Here is a 16261-nt window from a genome sequence, read left to right as displayed (position 1 = left end):
GACGACGCTCGCTCGCGCTCGTTGCTCGACCAGCAGGTGACGGCCCGCTGCTCGACCGGCGGCGCGCGCGGGGGATCAGTAGGCTCCGCAGCGTGAGCGATCAGGAACGGCTGGCGGGGTACGTCGAGGTCTGGTGGCGTGCGGTCGACGACTTCACCGGGCTGCTGGAGAAGCTGCCCGAGGAGGACTGGTCGCGGCCGACCGACCTCGCCGGGTGGGACGTCCGGGCGGTCGTGGCGCACGTCGCGCACCTGGAGAAGGTGCTGGCGACGGGCGTCGAGGAGCACGCCGAGGTCGGCGAGCCGGCGCACGTGACCGGGATGATGGGCCTCTACACCGAGATCGGCCCGGCCAACCGGCGTACCGCCTCGCCCGACGAGCTGATCATGGAGATCCGCGAGGCGGCCACCGCCCGCCACACCGCACTGCTGGCCGACCCGCCGACCGACGCCGCCGCCAAGCCGGAGCGGGTCTTCGCCGGGGTGCCGTGGAGCTGGGAGACGCTGCTGCGCAACCGCCCGCTGGACGTGTGGATGCACGAGCAGGACGTGCGCCGTGCGGTCGACCGACCCGGCGGCATGGACAGCCCGGCAGCGCAGCACACCGCCGACTACCTGCTGGAGAGCATGGGGTTCGTGCTGGCCAAGCGGGTCGGCGCGCCCGCCGGCACGACGCTCCTCATGGACGTCGAAGGCAGCGCACCGCAGGCCTTCGGCGTCGACGAGCAGGGCCGCGGCCGCCGGCTCGACACGGTCCCCGCCGAGCCGACCGTGACGCTGCGGACCGACCGGGAGACGTTCCTGCTGCTCGTCGGCGGTCGTCGCCCGGCGGCCGCCGAGGCGGTGGTCGTCGAGGGCGACCGGGCGCTCGGCGAGCAGGTCCTCGCACGGATGGCGACCACCCCGTGACCGCGCCGGGCACCGACACCTGGACCCTCGCCGACATCCCCGACCAGGCCGGGCGGACGGTGCTGGTCACCGGCACGAGCGTCGGGGGCCTCGGCCACCACACCGCGCTCGAGCTCGCCCGCCGCGGCGCGCGGGTCGTCCTCGCCGGCCGGACCCAGGCCAAGCTCGACGCGACCGAGCAGGCGATCCACGGGGAGGTCCCGCACGCCGAGCTCGTGAAGCTCGTGGTCGACCTCGCCGACCTGGGGTCAGTACGCCGCGGGGCGGCCGAGGCCGCGGGTCTCGGCGCGATCGACCTGGTGGTCAACAACGCCGGCGTGATGGGCACGCCGTACTCCCGGACCGGCGACGGACTCGAGCTGCAGATGGCGACCAACCACTTCGGCCCGTTCCTGCTGACCGGCCTGCTGCTGCCCCAGCTGGTGGCGAGCAGGGACGGCCGCGTCGTCGCGGTCAGCTCGCAGTTCCACCGCTACGCCCGGAGCGCTCCGCTGGGCGACCCGCGGGTCCAGCAGGGCCGGTACTCCCGCTGGCCGACGTACGGGCAGACCAAGCTGGCCAACCTGCTCTTCACCTACGAGCTCGACCGCCGGCTGCGCCGCGCGGAGCTGCCGGTGAAGGCGCTGGCCGCGCACCCGGGCTTCGCGGGCACGCACCTGGCGGCCAACGGCCAGTACGGCCGCTCCGCCGGCGGCGTCGCCTCGATCCTCGACGCCGCGGTCCGCGCGGTCTCCCAGTCCGCCGCGGCCGGCGCGGAGCCGACGCTGATGGCGGCGACCGCGGACCTGCCCGGCGCGACGTACTGCGGCCCGGGCGGGCTGCAGGAGATGTCGGGTCCGCCCCGCGTCGTCGCCAGCAACCGGCTCTCCCACGACGAGGTCGCCCAGCGGCGCCTGTGGGAGATCAGCGAGGACGTCACCGGCGTCGCCTACCCCTGATCCCTAGACCAAGGTCTGGGGGCACCCGACCGGGGTCCGATGTGCGCGGGTCGCGGCCCGCCTAGCGTCGGGGGCATGCAGGTCTGGGAGCGCACGGTCGACGGCCGCCACCACCGGGTGGAGGCGGAGGGGTCGGTCCGCCGGCACCTGCGGTGGTACGTCGACGGCGCGCTCGTCGCCGAGAAGCGCACCCTCGAGGACGCCCCCGAGCTGCAGGCCGACGACGACCCGGCCCTCGGCGCGGTGAAGGTCCGGTTCAGCGCCCTCGGCGCCCCGCGCCGCGCCAGCCTGCACGCCGACCAGGTCGGCGCGATCACCGGCGTCGGCGGCACGGACCTGGTGCCCGAGGCGGGCTCCCCCGCAGCGCACCACGAGGAGCGGCTGCTCGCCCACCCCAACCGGTACGCCGCCACCCGCGCCGGCGTCGCGATCGCGGTGATCGCCGTGCCGCTCCTGCTGAGCCTGCTGTCCCGCTTCCTGCCCGACGTCGACCTGCCGCTGCCGAGCATCCCCTGGCCGGACCTGCCCGACCTCCCGAGCATCCCCTGGCCCGACGTCCCCCGGCCGGACCTGCCGAGCATCCCCCTGCCCGACCTGCCCGACCTGCCGGGGTGGGTGGAGCGGGTGGTCGACGTGCTCGGCTACGTCTGGCCCGTCGCGCTGGCCTTCCTGCTCGCCCGCGGCGAGGTCAACCGCCGCCGCAAGCGCGACCAGGAGGCGGAGCGGCCGGAGCAGCCGGAGCAGCCGGGGCAGCCGGGGCAGCCGGGGCAGCCGGAGCCGGGGCGCGACTAGTCCGCGCGGTCGCGGACGCGCACCATGCCGGCCAGCGTGGCGACGTACGCCGCGCCGTCGGGGCCGAGGGTGACGGCCGAGTAGTGGTTGTTCATCAGGGTGCCCAGCCCGGTGCGGACGCGGTAGGCCGTGCGGCCGGTCCGGACGTCGATCGCGACGAGGTACCAGGCGTTCGCGCCCCACCAGCTCTTCTGCTTCTCGTAGGCGTAGAGCAGCCCGGTGGCCAGCGACAGCTTCGCGACCGAGGTCGGCGCGCTGACCTCGGAGGTCCACACCGTCTCGCAGGTGCGCTCGCCGTCCTTGCCAGTGACCAGGTCGACGCGGGCGAAGCCGCCCGGGGTGGTGCGGCCGAGCATGGTGCGCCACGGACCGGAGTAGCCGTGGTTGTTCTCCACCACCACCCCGCTGCCGACGGAGACCAGCGAGTTGTCGGTGGCGCTCGCGTCGTCGCCGAAGACCGACTCCTGGCAGACGAGCGACCCGTCGCGGGTGTCGTAGAGCTGCACGTGCATGCGGGGGCTCGCGTTGTCGGTGATCGCGACGACGCCCCCGGACAGCAGGGTCGGCGTGGTGCCGCTGCCCTGGGAGACCTGGCCGGGCTTCTGCGTCGAGCCGCGGTCGTACGGCGCACGCCACCGCACCCGCGGACGGCCCGCCGGCGACACCTCGAGCCGGTGCAGCGCGTGGGTCGTGACGACGTACACCGCGCCGTCGGTGTCGGTGGCGAAGGAGTTCGCGACCTCCTCGCCGAGCTCGATCGCGCTGACGTCACCGGAGCCGGGCTCGACGAAGCCGGTGCGTCCGTCCTGGGTGACGAACCAGATCCGGCCGGCCCAGTCGGGCAGCACCGCGACCAGGCAGTCGTCGGCCGGGACCGCCGCGGAGAGGTCGTACGTCGCGTCCGTGGTCAGGTCGGGGTCGCCGTCGGCGTCGGAGGTGGCGACGACCAGGACGCGGCGGTCCGTGGTGGCGACGACGGCGCGGTCGTCGGCGTCGAGGTAGAAGTAGGCGCCGGCGCAGAGGTTCTCCCACGGCCGCGTGCCCTCGACGTCGGGCCGGTCGGGGAGGTCCTTGGTGACCAGCGGCCGCAGCGAGTCGGGGTCGATCACGTGCAGGCGCGGCCCCTGGAGGTCGCCGCAGAGCGCGACGAGCCGCTCGTGACGGTCGAAGGCGAGCGTGGCGCACTCCTCGAGGCCGTACCACGCGGTGTCGACGCGCGGTGACTCCCCGAGCGGGCCGGGGTGGACGGTGGCGTCGGTGGCCCACGCGTCGTGGTGCATCGAGCTGACGCCGTTGGGGGCGAGGAAGGGGTTCTGCGGGACGTCGAGCTCGAGGGGCTGGGGCGTGAACGGCCGGCCGGTGTAGCCGGGGGTCACCAGTGCGCCGGGTCCGGGCGGCACGGGGAACCAGCCGTCGGGCACGACGACCACCACGCCGACGAGGACCAGCACGGCGGCCGCCCAGCCGGCGACCACGCGCCACGTCGGGCGCAGCCACGCCCGGACGCGCCCGGATGCCAGCGCGCCGAGTGCCGCGACGAGCACCAGCGGGCCGAGCGCCCAGGTCAGCAGCGCGACGCCGGCCAGCGCCGACGAGCGCTGGAACCTGAACCTGCCGGACGCCACGGTGGCCGAGGGTAGGCCGTCAGCGACGCGTGCGGGGGCCGAACGTCGCCGCCGCGCCGCCGAACGCCGCCTTGCGGGCCTTGGCGGTGTTGGCGAGGAGGAGCAGCTGGGCCTGCTCGAGCCGCTCGCGGGCGAAGGTGCGGCGTGCGCTGCGGGTGGTCGCCCCCTCGACCAGCCGCTTGGCCGCCGCCAGCTGGTCCGGCGAGCGGGTCGCGAGCCGGCGGGCCAGCGCGGTGGCCGCCTCGACCGGGTCGGGCGCCAGCTCGGTGACCAGCCCGAGGTCGCGGGCCTCCTCGCCGGTCACGACGTCGGCGGTCATCGTCAGCAGCTTGGCGCGGTCGGGACCGACCAGCTCGGTCAGCGACCGGATGCCGGTCATGTCGGGGACGATCCCCCACTTGCCCTCGAGCACCGACCAGCGCGAGTCCGGCGAGGCCACCCGGACGTCGGCGGCCAGGGCGATCTGCAGCCCGCCGCCCAGGCAGTGGCCGTGCACGGCGGCGACGACCGGGACCGGCAGGCGCCGCCACGCCCAGCAGGCCTCCTGGAAGGTGTTGGTGCCGCGCCACGGCACGGGGAGGAACGCCGGGACGATGGCCGCCGGCTTCCGCAGCACGTCCGCGAAGTCCAGTCCCGCGCAGAACGCGTCGCCCTCCCCGGCGAGCACCACCGCGCGCAGGCCGCGGTCGCGGCGCAGGCGGCGCGCGGTGGCGGCCAGCTCGGCCAGGATCGGCAGGGTCAGCGCGTTGAGCTTCTCCGGCCGCGCCAGGCGGACCTGGGCGATGCCGTCCTCGACGGTGCAGGTCACGGTCATGGGGCCCGATCCTAGGGAGCAGCGAAGCACCGGCCCGGTGGTGGCCGACCGCGCGCCGTACCGCTAGATTGTCCTCGTCACGGCCGCTGGTGCCCCCTCGTCGTCCCCCCACGTGCGAGGAACTCCGGCGGTCGTGACCTGTTTCCGGGGCCGTCCACGACGACCGGCCGGTTGCCGGGCCGCCCGGGTGGGCAATGATCACCACGTGGCCGACCAGCGCGCGGGACAGCCCGCGGAACCCCGGGACCTCGTCGACGTGGCGCACCTCGTCACCGCCTACTACACCGGCGTGCCCGATCCCGAGGACGTCGCCCAGCAGGTCGCCTTCGGCACCAGCGGGCACCGCGGCACGTCGCTGTCGACGTCGTTCAACGAGACCCACATCGTCGCGACCACCCAGGCGATCTGCGACCACCGGCGCGAGCAGGGGTACGACGGCCCGCTGTTCCTCGGCCGGGACACCCACGCGCTGTCGGAGCCGGCCTGGGCCTCGGCGCTCGAGGTGCTGGTCGCCAACGACGTGACCGTGCTGGTCGACTCCCGCGACGGCTACACCCCCACGCCCGCGGTCTCCCACGCGATCCTGCGCGCCAACGGCGGTCGCACCACCGGCGCCGGGCTCGCCGACGGCATCGTCGTCACCCCCTCGCACAACCCGCCCACCGACGGCGGATTCAAGTACAACCCGCCCCACGGCGGCCCGGCGGGCAGCGACGCGACGACCGCGATCGCCGCCCGCGCCAACGAGCTGATCGCCGGCGGCCTGGGCGACGTACGACGCGTGCCGTTCGCGCGCGCCCGCGCCGCCGCCGGCTCCTACGACTTCCTCGGCACCTACGTCGACGACCTGCCCTCCGTGGTGGACGTCGCGGCGATCCGCCAGGCCGGGGTGCGGATCGGCGCGGACCCGCTGGGCGGCGCGTCCGTGGCGTACTGGGGCGAGATCGCCGACCGGCACGGCCTCGACCTGACCGTCGTGAACCCGCTCGTGGACCCGACCTGGCGGTTCATGACGCTGGACTGGGACGGCAAGATCCGGATGGACTGCTCCTCCCCCCACGCGATGGCCTCGCTGATCGAGCGGCGCGCGGACTACGACGTGGCGACCGGCAACGACGCCGACGCCGACCGGCACGGGATCGTCACGCCCGACGCCGGGCTGATGAACCCCAACCACTTCCTCGCCGTCGCCATCGGCCACCTCTTCGGCGGCGCCCGGCCGGACTGGCCCGCGGGCGCGCGGATCGGCAAGACGCTCGTCTCCTCCTCGATGATCGACCGGGTCGCGGCCTCGCTCGGCCGGCCGATGGTGGAGGTGCCGGTCGGGTTCAAGTGGTTCGTGCCGGGGCTCGTCGACGGGTCGTTCGGCTTCGGCGGCGAGGAGTCGGCCGGCGCGTCGTTCCTGCGGATGGACGGCAGCGCCTGGACCACCGACAAGGACGGCGTCATCCTCGCCCTGCTCGCCTCCGAGATCGTCGCGCGCACCGGCCGCTCGCCCTCCGAGCACTACGCCGACCTGGTGGCCGCGCACGGCGAGCCGGCGTACGCCCGCATCGACGCCCCGGCCACGCGCGAGCAGAAGGCGGCCCTGTCGAGGCTGTCCGCGGACGACGTCACGGCCACCGAGCTCGCCGGCGAGCCGATCACCGCGACCCTCACCGAGGCGCCCGGCAACGGCTCCGCGATCGGCGGGCTGAAGGTGACCACGGAGTCGGCGTGGTTCGCGGCCCGGCCGTCGGGCACCGAGGACGTCTACAAGGTGTACGCCGAGTCGTTCCGCGGCCCCGAGCACCTCGCGCTCGTCCAGGAGGAGGCGCAGGCGCTCGTCACCGCCGCGCTCGGGTAGGCGGAGGCTCCCGAGCCCCTGTCGGTCGTCGGTGGTGGCGCCTAGCGTGCGGACATGGAGACCACACCGCAGGACGCACCCGCAGCAACCGTCAGCCTCGGCGCCGTCAACGTCGCCGCCCACGACCCCGAGGGCCTCGCCGCCTTCTGGTCCACGGCGCTCGGCGCACCGTCGACGTCCCCGATGCCCGGGCTGGTGATCCTGCCGCCGACGGCCGGCGGCTTCGGGATGATGTTCATGCAGCGCACCGACGAGTCCGGCAGCACCCTCCACCTCGACCTCACGGTCCCCTGGGGCAGCCGCGAGGCGGAGGTGGAGCGGCTGGTGGCTGCCGGGGCCGAGCACCGGTGGGACGTCCTCGACGAGGTCCCGTGGGTCCGGTGGACGACCCTGGCGGACCCGGAGGGCAACCTGTTCTGCCTCGGCGAGCACCCGCCGGGCGACCCGCACGCGTGAGGTCGGCGGCCGGCGGCTAGCCCTCCCCGCGCCGGGCGGGCGCGGGGTCGGGCCCCTCGGTGGCGAGCATGAACAGCCGCAGGTCCCGGGCCAGGCGCGTCATCAGGTCCGGGTCGACGTCGGCGAAGAGCTCGCGCTCGACCGCGCCCACCGCCTCGACCAGCTGCTGGAAGCGGGCGCGGCCCGCATCGGTGAGCTCGACGTTGACCTGGCGCCGATCGCGGGTGTCGAAGGCACGGCGGACGACGCCGTTCTCCTCCAGCTTGGCGATCCGGTGCGTGATCGCGCCCGGGGTCACCTGGGCAAGGTCCTGGAGGACGCCGACGCTGAGCGGGCCCTCGGAGCGCACCAGGCTGGAGAGGAGCGGCAGCTCCCAGAACTCCATGCCCTGCGGCGCCAGCCGCCGGCGCGCCTCGGTGTCGAGGTGGTGCGCCAGCCGACGCAGCCGGATGTGCACCTCCTTGGCCGCCACGTCGCCGCCGGCGTCCCGGACGAAGTCCAGGATCGAGTCGACACGGTCCCGGTGCTCACTGGCCACGGCGTCCTCCCCCTGGGAAGCGATCCGACACTGAGAAATTAGTTCAACGCTGCGACTACTCTAGCCCTCAACCAAACCGAAGGGCTCTCTCCACCGATGTCGTCACCCACCACCACCGCCGCCGGCCGGCGCGCACCCGCGCCTGCGGGACACCCGGACCACGCCAGGGCCACCATCGCACTGGCGATCCTCGGCATCTTCGTGACCTACGTGCCGATCACGGCCGTCAGCGTCTCGCTCACCACCATCGGCACCGACACCGGCGCCTCCACCTCCGGCCTGCAGTGGGTCTCCGACGCCTACGTCATCCCGATGGCGGCCGCGGTGCTCTCGGCCGGCGTCTTCGGCGACATCCACGGGCGACGCCGGGTGTACCTGGCCGGCATGTGCCTCACGGTCCTGGGCGGGCTGACCGCCGGGCTGGGCTCCGCCCTCCTCGACGACCACGCGCTGACCGTCCTGTGGACCGGCCAGGCCGTCGCCGGGCTCGGGGCCGGCCTGCTCATCCCCACCACGCTGGCGCTCATCGCCCAGGCGGTGCCGGACTTCCGCGCCCGCGGCAAGTTCATCGGGTTCTGGTCGATGGGCCTGATGGCCGGCCTCGCGCTCGGCCCGATCTTCTCCGGCACCGTGCTCGAGGTGGGGGCGTGGCACTGGATCTACGCCCCGTCCACCGCGCTCGCCGTCGTCGCGGCCCTCGTCGCCCTGCGGCTGCTGCCGGAGTCGGCGACCGTCGAGGGCCGTCGCCTGGACTGGTCGGGACAGCTGACCGCCACCGTCGCGATCGCCTTCTCCATCTTCGGCATCATCGAGGGCGGCGAGAAGGGCTGGACCTCCTGGCAGGCCCTCCTCGGGCTGGTCGTCGGCGCCGCCGCGCTCGTGGCGTTCCTGCTCATCGAGAGGCGCACCGACGCACCCCTCATGGACCTGGGGATCTTCCGGTCGCCGTCGTTCTCCGCGTCGGGCTTCGCAGGCGTCATCGCGATGTTCTCGATCGTCGGCGGCATGTTCCTGCTGAGCCTGTTCCTCGGCTTCGTCCAGGGACTCGGGGCGCTCGACATCGCCCTGCGGCTGCTCTTCGCCACCGGGCTCGGCGTCGCGGTCGGGCCGCTGGCGGCCAGGCTCATGCAGCGGCTCAAGGCGATGCACGTCCTGTCCCTCGGCCTGGTCGCGAGCGCCATCGGCCTCTGGTCGCTGACCTCCATCACCGCCGGGACCGGCGTGTGGGACCTCGGCTGGCGCCTGGCCGTCTTCGGCCTCGGCAACACCACGATGATGACCGCGGTGACGACCGCCGCGATCAACTCCGTGCCGATGCGGATGGCCGGCATGGCCGCCGCGACCAACACGGTGCTGCGCCAGTACGGCGGCGCCCTCGGCCCGGCCATCCTGGGCGTGGTCTTCAGCCACCAGCTGGCCGGCGGCGCCACCCCCGAGGACGCCTTCGCCGCCGCGCTCGTCACGAACGTCGCGCTGCTGCTCCTCGCCGCCGTCGTGTGCGTGGTTGCCGCGCGCAGCGAGGCGCACCCGGCCGGCAGGTCCTGAGCGGCTCCGGGACCCGCCCCGTCGGGCGGGTCCCGGACCGGTCACAGGTGGTCGGGGACGACGAGCGCGTCGGGGTCCTGGCGTGGCGGCAGCGCAGCGAGCGCCGCCTGCACCAGGGCGACCCGGCCCTTGACCACGAGGGCGCGGCGGACGCGACCGACGGAGTCACCGACCTTCTCCTCGACGACCCGGGTGACCTCGGCGTCGCTGTACGTCGGGCGGGTGCCCGGTTCGACGGTGACGTCGGGCAGGGCCACGAGCACCGGCAGCACCTGTTCACCGAGCGCGTCGAGCAGGTGGAACCGCTGCACGGTGGTCAGCGCCTTCCACGCCTCGTCGACGTCGCGCCGGCCGCGCCGCACGTCCTTGTCCTGAGCGGCGAAGACCGTCTTGGCGGCCCCGGTCAGCGCGGCGGTCAGCTCGTGCTCGGTGAACCTCATCTGCTCTGCCTCACGAGCCCAGTCTGGCCCCCAGCGTCGAGCGCAGCCACGCCACCTGCCGCTGGACGTGGAACGCCCCACCGCCGTCGTGGTCGTTGAACGGGTAGACCTCGAGCTCCGCCGGCCCGGCCCAGGAGCGGTACGCCGCGAACACGGTCGAGGGCGGGCAGGTGCGGTCGCTCAGCGCCACCGAGAGCAGGGCCGGCGCGGTGGCCCGGCGGGCCAGCACCGCGGCGTCGACGTGGGCCAGGGTCGCGAAGGACTGCTCGACGCGGTCGCGGTGGGCGGCGAGGTAGCGCACCAGCTCCAGGTAGGGGTCGGTCTGCGCGACGGCCACGGCCCGGCGCACGTCGGCGAGGAACGGCACGTCCACGAGCGCCGCCGCCACCCGGTCCGGCGCGAGTGCGGCCACGGCCGTGGCGAGGGCGCCGCCCTGGCTGGCACCGGCCACGGCGACCCGGCCGGCGTCGACGAGGGGGTGGGCCCGCAGCACGTCGAGGGCGGCCACGGCGTCGGCGTACGCCCGGCGGTAGTAGCAGGTGCGCGGGTCCTCGATCCCCCGCGTCAGGAACCCCGGCTGGGCGGCGCCCGAGCCCGCCGGGTCCCCGGTCGCCCCGACGCTCCAGCCGCTGCCCTGGCCGCGGGTGTCGACGACGAGGTGGGCGTAGCCGGCGAGCGCCCACAGCACGTGCTCGTGGGCGAGCCCGCGGCCGCCGTTGTAGCCCTGGAGCTGCACCACGCCCGCCAGCGGGCGCCCGTCCCGCAGCGGCGCCGCCGGCAGGTGCAGCCAGGCGTGCACGGGGTGGTCGTCGTACCCGTGCAGCACCACGGCCCACGACTCGACGGCGACGAGCCCCGAGTCGACCGGCCGGAGCTTCGAGCGGGGACCGCGGGCGAGCTGCGGGGCGAGCGTCTCGGCCCAGAACGCGTCGAGGCCGGCCGGCTCGGGCAGCTCGGGGCGGTAGGCCTCGAGCTGCTCCAGCGGCCAGTCGGTCTCCACCGCTCCCCCGTCGGTCGCCCGGGCCGGTCAGCCGCGGACGACGGTGACGGTCGGCTCGAGCACCCGGTCGGCGCCGACCTCGCGCACCGACCCGGTCAGCCGGAGGTCGACCACCGAGCGGACGTCCCCGCTGGAGGCACCGACGCGCAGCTCGACCACCCCCGGCTCGACGAGCCGGACCAGGTCCCGGCCGGTGAACGACGTCAGGTCGGCGTGCAGCGCGAATCGCACCTCCACCCGCTCGCCCGCCGCCAGGTCGACCCGCGCGGCCGCGACCAGCTGCTGGACCGGTCGCACCACCGAGGACGTCCGGTCGTGGAGGTAGACCTGCACCACCTCGGTCGTCGCCCGCTCGGCGTCGCCGACCAGCGGCACCACCAGCTCGCAGGTCCCGTCGGTCGGCCACTCCGCACCGGTCGCCGAGGACGCCTCCTCCCACGTCGCCGCCGCCCAGGACAGGCCGTGGCCGAAGGGGAACAGCGGTGTGGGGTCGACGACGCTGACCTCGCTGCGCTGCCCCAGCGCCGAGGAGAGGTACGTCGCCGGCTGGGTCGAGCCGGGGCCCGGGAAGGAGACCGGGAGCCGGCCGGTCGGTGCGACCCGGCCCGCGAGGACGTCGGCGACGGCCTGCGCGCCCTCCTCGCCGGGGAAGAACCCGCACACCAGCGCGGCGAGCCGGCCGACCTGCCGGGTGAGGTCGTAGGGGCGACCGACCAGGAGCACCGCGACGACCGGTGTTCCGGTGGCGAGCAGCGCCTCGAGCAGCTCCTCCTGCCGGCCGGGCAGCGTCAGGTCGGCGACGTCGCAGCCCTCGCCGGAGGTGCCGTTGCCGAACAGCCCGGCCCGGTCGCCGAGCACGACCACGCACACGTCCGCGTCGGTCGCGACCGCCACGGCCTCGGCGATGTCGGCGTCGGACCCGCCGAGCACCGGGCAGCCGAGGGCCGAGGTGACGTCGAAGGTCTCGGCGAGCGCCTCCCGGACCGTCCTGATCTCCAGTCCCGGCTCGGTGCCGGGGTGGTGGACCAGCACGTGCATCGGGAAGGAGTAGCAGCCGAGCATCGCCTCGGGGGTGTCGGCGCGGGGGCCGACGACCGCGAGCCGCGCGCCGGCCGCCAGCGGCAGCGCCCCGCCGTCGTCGGCGAGCAGGACCACGGAGCGGCGGGCGACCTCCAGCGCGATCGCACGCGCCTCCGGCGGGTCGAGGTCCACCGCGTCCGGACCGGGCTCGACCGGCGCCCAGCCGGGATCGAGCAGGCCGACCTCGCACTTCTGGCGCAGCACCCGGACCAGCGCGCGGTCGACGAGCTTCTCGTCGACCAGCCCGGCGGCGACGGCGGCGAGCAGCGGCTCGCCGTACGCGTTGGTCGAGGGCAGCTCGACGTCGATGCCGGCCTCGAGCGCGAGCCGCGCGGCCTGCTCGACGTCCTCGGCGACGTGGTGCAGGGACTCCAGGAAGGCGATGGAGAAGTAGTCGGCGACGACGGTGCCGGTGAAGCCGTAGGTCTCGCGCAGCAGCGTGGTGAGCAGCGCCCGGTCGGCGGCGGCGGGGACGCCGTCGGTGTCGGTGTAGGAGTTCATCACCGAGCGGGCGCCGGCGCGCAGCGCCATCTCGAACGGCGGCAGGATCACGTCGGCCAGCTCGCGCGGCCCCAGCGGCACCGGCGCGAGGTTCCGCGCGGCGCGGGAGGCGGAGTAGCCGGCGAAGTGCTTGAGCGTGGCCACGACGCCGGTGCTCTCCAGGCCGCGGACGTAGGCGCTGCCGATGGAGCCGACGAGGTACGGGTCCTCGCCCATCGTCTCCTCGACCCGGCCCCAGCGCAGGTCGCGGACGACGTCGAGCACGGGCGCGAGGCCCTGGTGCACGCCGAGCCCGCGCAGCGTGGTCCCGATCCGCGCACCCATCCGCTCGACGAGCGCGGGGTCGAAGGTGGCCGCCCAGCACAGCGGGTTGGGGTAGACCGTGGCCTGCCAGGCGGCGAGCCCGGTGAGGCACTCCTCGTGCACCTGGGCCGGGATGCCGAACCGGTTCGCCGCGACCACCTGCCGCTGCCGCTCGGCCAGCGAGCGGAGGCCGGCGGCCGGCTCCACCGGGTCGGTGCCGAAGGGCCGGGTCAGCTGGCCCAGCCCGTCGCGGACGAGGTCCTCGAAGCGCTGCCCGGCGGCGAGCGCGTCGCGCAGCATCGGAGCCATGTCGCCCACGTCGGGGTCGACCCCCCAGATGCCGGAGAGCTGGGCGACCTTCTCGGCCAGGGTCATCCGGGCGACGAGGTCCGCGACGCGGGTGTCGACGGGGAGGGAGGTGTCCTGCCAGGGGTCGGTCACGAGACCGCTCCGTTCGCGTGTCGGCCGGTCCGCGCCGCGCTCGACGACCGGGGGGCGGTCGAGCGGCGCTGGACGAGCGTGGTGGGGAGGGTGAGCTGGGTGTCGGCGACCGCGTCGCCGTCGAGCAGGGCGAGCAGGAGCACGACGGCGTCGTGGCCCATCCGGCGGATCGGCTGCTCGACGGTGGTCAGCGCCGGGTGCGCCAGGGCGGACTCCGGGACGTTGTCGAAGCCGATCACCGACAGGTCGCCGGGGACGTCGAGCCCGCGCTCGGCGGCGACCTCGAGGACCGAGATCGCCGAGAGGTCGTTGGCGCCGAAGATCGCCGTCGGCGGCTCGGGCAGGGCCAGCAGCTGCCGGGCGGCCACCCGCGCCTGCTCGGCCTCGAAGGCGCCGGGGGCGAGCAGGTCCTCGTCGACCGTCAGCCCGGCGGCCGCGTGCGCCTCGCGGTAGCCGCGCTCGCGCAGCTGCGCCGAGACCAGGTCGGGCCGGCCGGTGACCATGCCGATGCGGGTGTGCCCCAGCCCGATCAGGTGGTCGACGCCGAGCCGTGCGCCCTGGAGGTTGTCGCCCGCGACGGTGGGCAGCCGCGACCGCCCGGTGTGCGGGTCCACCGCGACGACCGGCCCGTCGTACTGCACGTCGGTGACGGTCGGGGTGACCAGCACCGCGCCGTCGACCAGGGTGCCCATGACCCGGGAGAGGTAGCGCCGCTCCCAGCCGACGTGCTCGTCGACCCGGCCGCCGGCTGAGTAGGCGACCAGCTCGAAGCCCGAGCCGCGGATCGCGTCCGCGGCACCCTTGAGCACCTCGGTGCTGAACGGCTCGAAGTCCGCGACGAGCACGCCGATGACGTTGGTGCGCCGGTTGCGCAGGCTCCGCGCGACCAGGCTGGCCTCGTAGCCGAGCCGGGTGATCACGCCCATGACGTGCTCGGAGGTCGCCGGGGAGACGCCGTACCGGCCGTTGAGCACCTTGGAGACCGTCGAGACCGAGACCCCGGCCTCCGCAGCCACCTGCTGCATGGTGACCCGGCCGACGGGCGACCCGGTCTCCCGGCCGGGCTCCCGGCCCGGGTCGGGCACCTCGGGTCCGGTCTGCTGGTCCAGGTCCACCTCGGAGTCCCTCATCCCTTCACCGCGCCCTGCAGGCCGCTCACGATCCGGCCCTGCATCGCCAGGAACAGCACCAGCGCGGGGATCATGGCGATCGTGGTGAACGCCAGGACGCCGGCGGTGTCGGCCGAGTACTGCGTCGAGTAGTCGGCCACACCCAGGGGCAGCGTACGCATGTCGTCCTGCAGCAGCAGGAGTGGCAGCAGGTAGGCGTTCCAGGAGCCCACGAAGGCCAGCACGCCGACCGTCACCAGGCCGGGAGCGGTCAACGGCAGCGCGATGTGGCGGAAGACGCCGATCCGCGTGGCCCCGTCGATGAACGCCGCCTCCTCCAGCTCCTGCGGCAGCGCCATCAGGAAGGGCCGCAGGATCACCACGGTCGTCGGCAGCGCGAACGCCGCCTGCGGCAGCGCCACGCCCCACCAGGTGTTGCCCAGCTGGAGGTCGCGGGTGATCAGGATGAACAGCGGGATGATCGCCACGGCCACCGGGAAGAGCAGGCCGAGCACGAAGACCATGAACAGCGGCTCGCGCAGCTTGAACTGGTAGCGGGCCAGGGGGTACGCCGCCATCACGCCCGCCAGCACCGCGACCACGGTCGTGATCAGCGCGATGACGGTCGAGTTGAGCGCGTAGCCCCAGAAGTCGGGGTTGGTGACGACGCCCTCGTAGTTCTCGGTGACCCATGGGTCGGGCAGGCCGGCGGGGTCGCGGATCAGCTGCTCGTTGCTGCGGAAGCCGCCGAGCGCGCCGTACAGCACCGGGCCCACGGTCAGCGCCACCACGGCCAGCGCCAGCAGGTAGACCAGCGGGCCGCCGCCGCCGAAGGAGCGGCCGCGCCGGCGCGAGCCGCGGGGCGTCGTGCCGGTCGGGGGACGGTCGGTCACGGGAGGCATCTCCTGGAGGGTCGTCATCGCGTGCTCCTCATCGCTGCTCCGCCGTGTCCCGGCGCAGCACCAGCACCTGGTAGAGCAGCGCCATCACGAACGCCACGACGAACAGCACGACCGAGGCGGCGCCGGCGATGCCGTAGTTGCCGCGCTGGGTGCCCTGGCTGACGAGGTAGGTGGCCATGGTGGTCGTCGCGTTGGCGGGGCCGCCGCCGGTGAGGATCCAGACCATGTCGAAGAGCTGGAGCGAGCCGATCATGGACAGGAACGCCCAGGTGCGGATGGTCGGTCCGAGCAGGGGCAGCGCCACCCGCACCTGCACCTGCCACCAGCCGGCGCCGTCGAGCTGGGCGGCCTCGTAGAGCTCGTCGGGCACGCCCTGGAGGCCGGCGAGGAAGAGCAGCACCGCGAGCCCGAGGTACTTCCAGGTGAGCACGACGAAGACCGTCCACAGCGCGAGGCCGGGCGTCCCGAGGAAGCCCTGGTCGGGCGGGGTGATGCCGACGGTGGTCAGGATCTCCTCGACCAGGCCGCTGCGCGGCTGGAGGAGCTGGAACCACACGACGCCGGCGATCACCTCGGCCAGCACGTAGGGCACGAAGACGATGGTGCGGAGCAGCCCGCGGCCCCGGATCCTGCGGTTGAGCAGGACCGCGAGCAGCAGCCCGAGGGGCAGCTGCACCGCGACCGACAGCCCGACGATGGTCAGGTTGTGCAGGACGGCGTCCTTGAAGACGTCGTCGGTCAGCACGCGCTCGTAGTTGCGCAGCCCGACGAAGTCGTCCATCGGGCCGAAGCCCTTCCAGCGGTAGAACGACATCCGGACGGCCGAGAACACCGGCCACACGACGAACGTCGCCATCAGCGCCAGCGCCGGGGTGACGAACAGCGCGATCTCGAGCCGCTGCCGCCACCGGGAGCTGCCCGGGCGGGCGCCCGGCACCGAGGGGTGCCGGGCGCCCGGGTCGTCCGGGTCCGCAGGCGCTGCGGCGGGCGTCGCCGCGACTGCGGCACCGGTCGAGGTCACGG

General features: G+C 74.7%; 15 protein-coding genes. 6 read left to right on the top strand and 9 right to left on the bottom strand.

All coding sequences use genetic code 11. The annotated features are described in order from the left end of the window. Positions 1–92 precede the first annotated feature (92 nt). The 3 genes from AB0N29_RS14685 (at position 93) to AB0N29_RS14675 (ending at position 2638) form a co-directional block, all read left to right on the top strand. Positions 93–908, top strand: coding sequence for a maleylpyruvate isomerase family mycothiol-dependent enzyme (locus AB0N29_RS14685; RefSeq protein WP_364867795.1), 816 nt, complete (start codon positions 93–95; stop codon positions 906–908). After that, complete coding sequence (locus AB0N29_RS14680; protein ID WP_364867793.1) at positions 905–1846, top strand: oxidoreductase; 942 nt, start codon at positions 905–907, stop codon at positions 1844–1846. The genes AB0N29_RS14685 and AB0N29_RS14680 overlap by 4 nt, the downstream gene beginning before the upstream one ends. A 75-nt stretch (positions 1847–1921) precedes the next feature. Then, positions 1922–2638, top strand: coding sequence for a hypothetical protein (locus AB0N29_RS14675; RefSeq protein ID WP_364867791.1), 717 nt, complete (start codon positions 1922–1924; stop codon positions 2636–2638). Here AB0N29_RS14675 and AB0N29_RS14670 read toward each other — a convergent pair. Beyond that, positions 2635–4263 (bottom strand): hypothetical protein, encoded by a 1629-nt coding sequence (locus AB0N29_RS14670; RefSeq protein WP_364867789.1) that lies wholly within the window; start codon positions 4261–4263, stop codon positions 2635–2637. The two genes, AB0N29_RS14675 and AB0N29_RS14670, sit on opposite strands and share 4 nt — an antisense overlap. 19 nt (positions 4264–4282) lie before the next feature. Further along, a complete protein-coding gene (locus tag AB0N29_RS14665) occupies positions 4283–5077 on the bottom strand; it encodes a crotonase/enoyl-CoA hydratase family protein (RefSeq protein ID WP_364867787.1) in 795 nt (264 codons plus the stop codon). Between the two features lie 205 nt (positions 5078–5282). Here AB0N29_RS14665 and pgm point away from each other — a divergent pair, with 205 nt between their 5' ends. Continuing rightward, positions 5283–6923 carry a phosphoglucomutase (alpha-D-glucose-1,6-bisphosphate-dependent) gene (gene pgm, locus AB0N29_RS14660; RefSeq protein WP_364867785.1) on the top strand — a complete coding sequence of 547 codons (1641 nt, stop codon included), beginning with the start codon at positions 5283–5285 and terminating at the stop codon, positions 6921–6923. 54 nt (positions 6924–6977) lie between these two features. Further along, entirely contained in the window at positions 6978–7379 is a 402-nt protein-coding gene (locus tag AB0N29_RS14655) for a VOC family protein (protein WP_364867783.1), read from the top strand. A 16-nt stretch (positions 7380–7395) separates the two neighbouring features. On the opposite strand, the gene AB0N29_RS14650 is transcribed toward AB0N29_RS14655, so the two are convergent. Further along, positions 7396–7917 carry a MarR family transcriptional regulator gene (locus AB0N29_RS14650; protein WP_364867781.1) on the bottom strand — a complete coding sequence of 174 codons (522 nt, stop codon included), beginning with the start codon at positions 7915–7917 and terminating at the stop codon, positions 7396–7398. A gap of 96 nt (positions 7918–8013) precedes the next feature. On the opposite strand from AB0N29_RS14650, the gene AB0N29_RS14645 reads away from it, so the two are divergent. Further along, the gene (locus tag AB0N29_RS14645) at positions 8014–9462 is read left to right on the top strand and encodes an MFS transporter (RefSeq protein WP_364867779.1); all 1449 of its coding nucleotides are present in this window, start codon (positions 8014–8016) and stop codon (positions 9460–9462) included. 41 nt (positions 9463–9503) lie between these two features. Here AB0N29_RS14645 and AB0N29_RS14640 read toward each other — a convergent pair whose 3' ends face one another. Genes AB0N29_RS14640 through AB0N29_RS14615 form a run of 6 tightly spaced genes read right to left on the bottom strand, consistent with a single transcriptional unit; the run spans position 9504 to position 16259 of the window. Beyond that, on the bottom strand, positions 9504–9902 hold the full coding sequence (locus AB0N29_RS14640) for a hypothetical protein (protein WP_364867778.1): 399 nt from the start codon (positions 9900–9902) through the stop codon (positions 9504–9506). Positions 9903–9912: 10 nt separating this feature from the next. Next, positions 9913–10902, bottom strand: coding sequence for an acetylxylan esterase (locus tag AB0N29_RS14635; protein WP_364867776.1), 990 nt, complete (start codon positions 10900–10902; stop codon positions 9913–9915). Between the two features lie 27 nt (positions 10903–10929). Continuing rightward, a complete protein-coding gene (locus tag AB0N29_RS14630) occupies positions 10930–13227 on the bottom strand; it encodes a glycoside hydrolase family 3 N-terminal domain-containing protein (RefSeq protein ID WP_364867774.1) in 2298 nt (765 codons plus the stop codon). Further along, positions 13224–14357 (bottom strand): LacI family DNA-binding transcriptional regulator, encoded by a 1134-nt coding sequence (locus AB0N29_RS14625; RefSeq protein WP_364867772.1) that lies wholly within the window; start codon positions 14355–14357, stop codon positions 13224–13226. The genes AB0N29_RS14630 and AB0N29_RS14625 overlap by 4 nt, the downstream gene beginning before the upstream one ends. Next, on the bottom strand, positions 14354–15256 hold the full coding sequence (locus AB0N29_RS14620; RefSeq protein ID WP_364867770.1) for a carbohydrate ABC transporter permease: 903 nt from the start codon (positions 15254–15256) through the stop codon (positions 14354–14356). The genes AB0N29_RS14625 and AB0N29_RS14620 overlap by 4 nt, the downstream gene beginning before the upstream one ends. Before the next feature lie 10 nt (positions 15257–15266). Further along, positions 15267–16259 (bottom strand): sugar ABC transporter permease, encoded by a 993-nt coding sequence (locus tag AB0N29_RS14615; RefSeq protein WP_364867768.1) that lies wholly within the window; start codon positions 16257–16259, stop codon positions 15267–15269. Positions 16260–16261 lie beyond the last annotated feature (2 nt).

The organism is Nocardioides sp. NPDC092400 (genome assembly GCF_040684155.1).
Classification (GTDB): Bacteria; Actinomycetota; Actinomycetes; order Propionibacteriales; family Nocardioidaceae; genus Nocardioides.
This window is presented reverse-complemented; position numbering and strand designations above follow the sequence as displayed.

Bases quoted from the DNA above. Each gene is read 5' to 3' on its own strand.
- AB0N29_RS14675 (WP_364867791.1), top strand. From the start codon at position 1,922: ATGCAGGTCTGGGAGCGCACGGTCGACGGCCGCCACCACCGGGTGGAG.
- AB0N29_RS14665 (WP_364867787.1), bottom strand. From the start codon at position 5,077: ATGACCGTGACCTGCACCGTCGAGGACGGCATCGCCCAGGTCCGCCTG.
- AB0N29_RS14655 (WP_364867783.1), top strand. From the start codon at position 6,978: ATGGAGACCACACCGCAGGACGCACCCGCAGCAACCGTCAGCCTCGGC.
- AB0N29_RS14645 (WP_364867779.1), top strand. From the start codon at position 8,014: ATGTCGTCACCCACCACCACCGCCGCCGGCCGGCGCGCACCCGCGCCT.
- AB0N29_RS14640 (WP_364867778.1), bottom strand. From the start codon at position 9,902: ATGAGGTTCACCGAGCACGAGCTGACCGCCGCGCTGACCGGGGCCGCC.
- AB0N29_RS14625 (WP_364867772.1), bottom strand. From the start codon at position 14,357: ATGAGGGACTCCGAGGTGGACCTGGACCAGCAGACCGGACCCGAGGTG.
- AB0N29_RS14620 (WP_364867770.1), bottom strand. From the start codon at position 15,256: ATGACGACCCTCCAGGAGATGCCTCCCGTGACCGACCGTCCCCCGACC.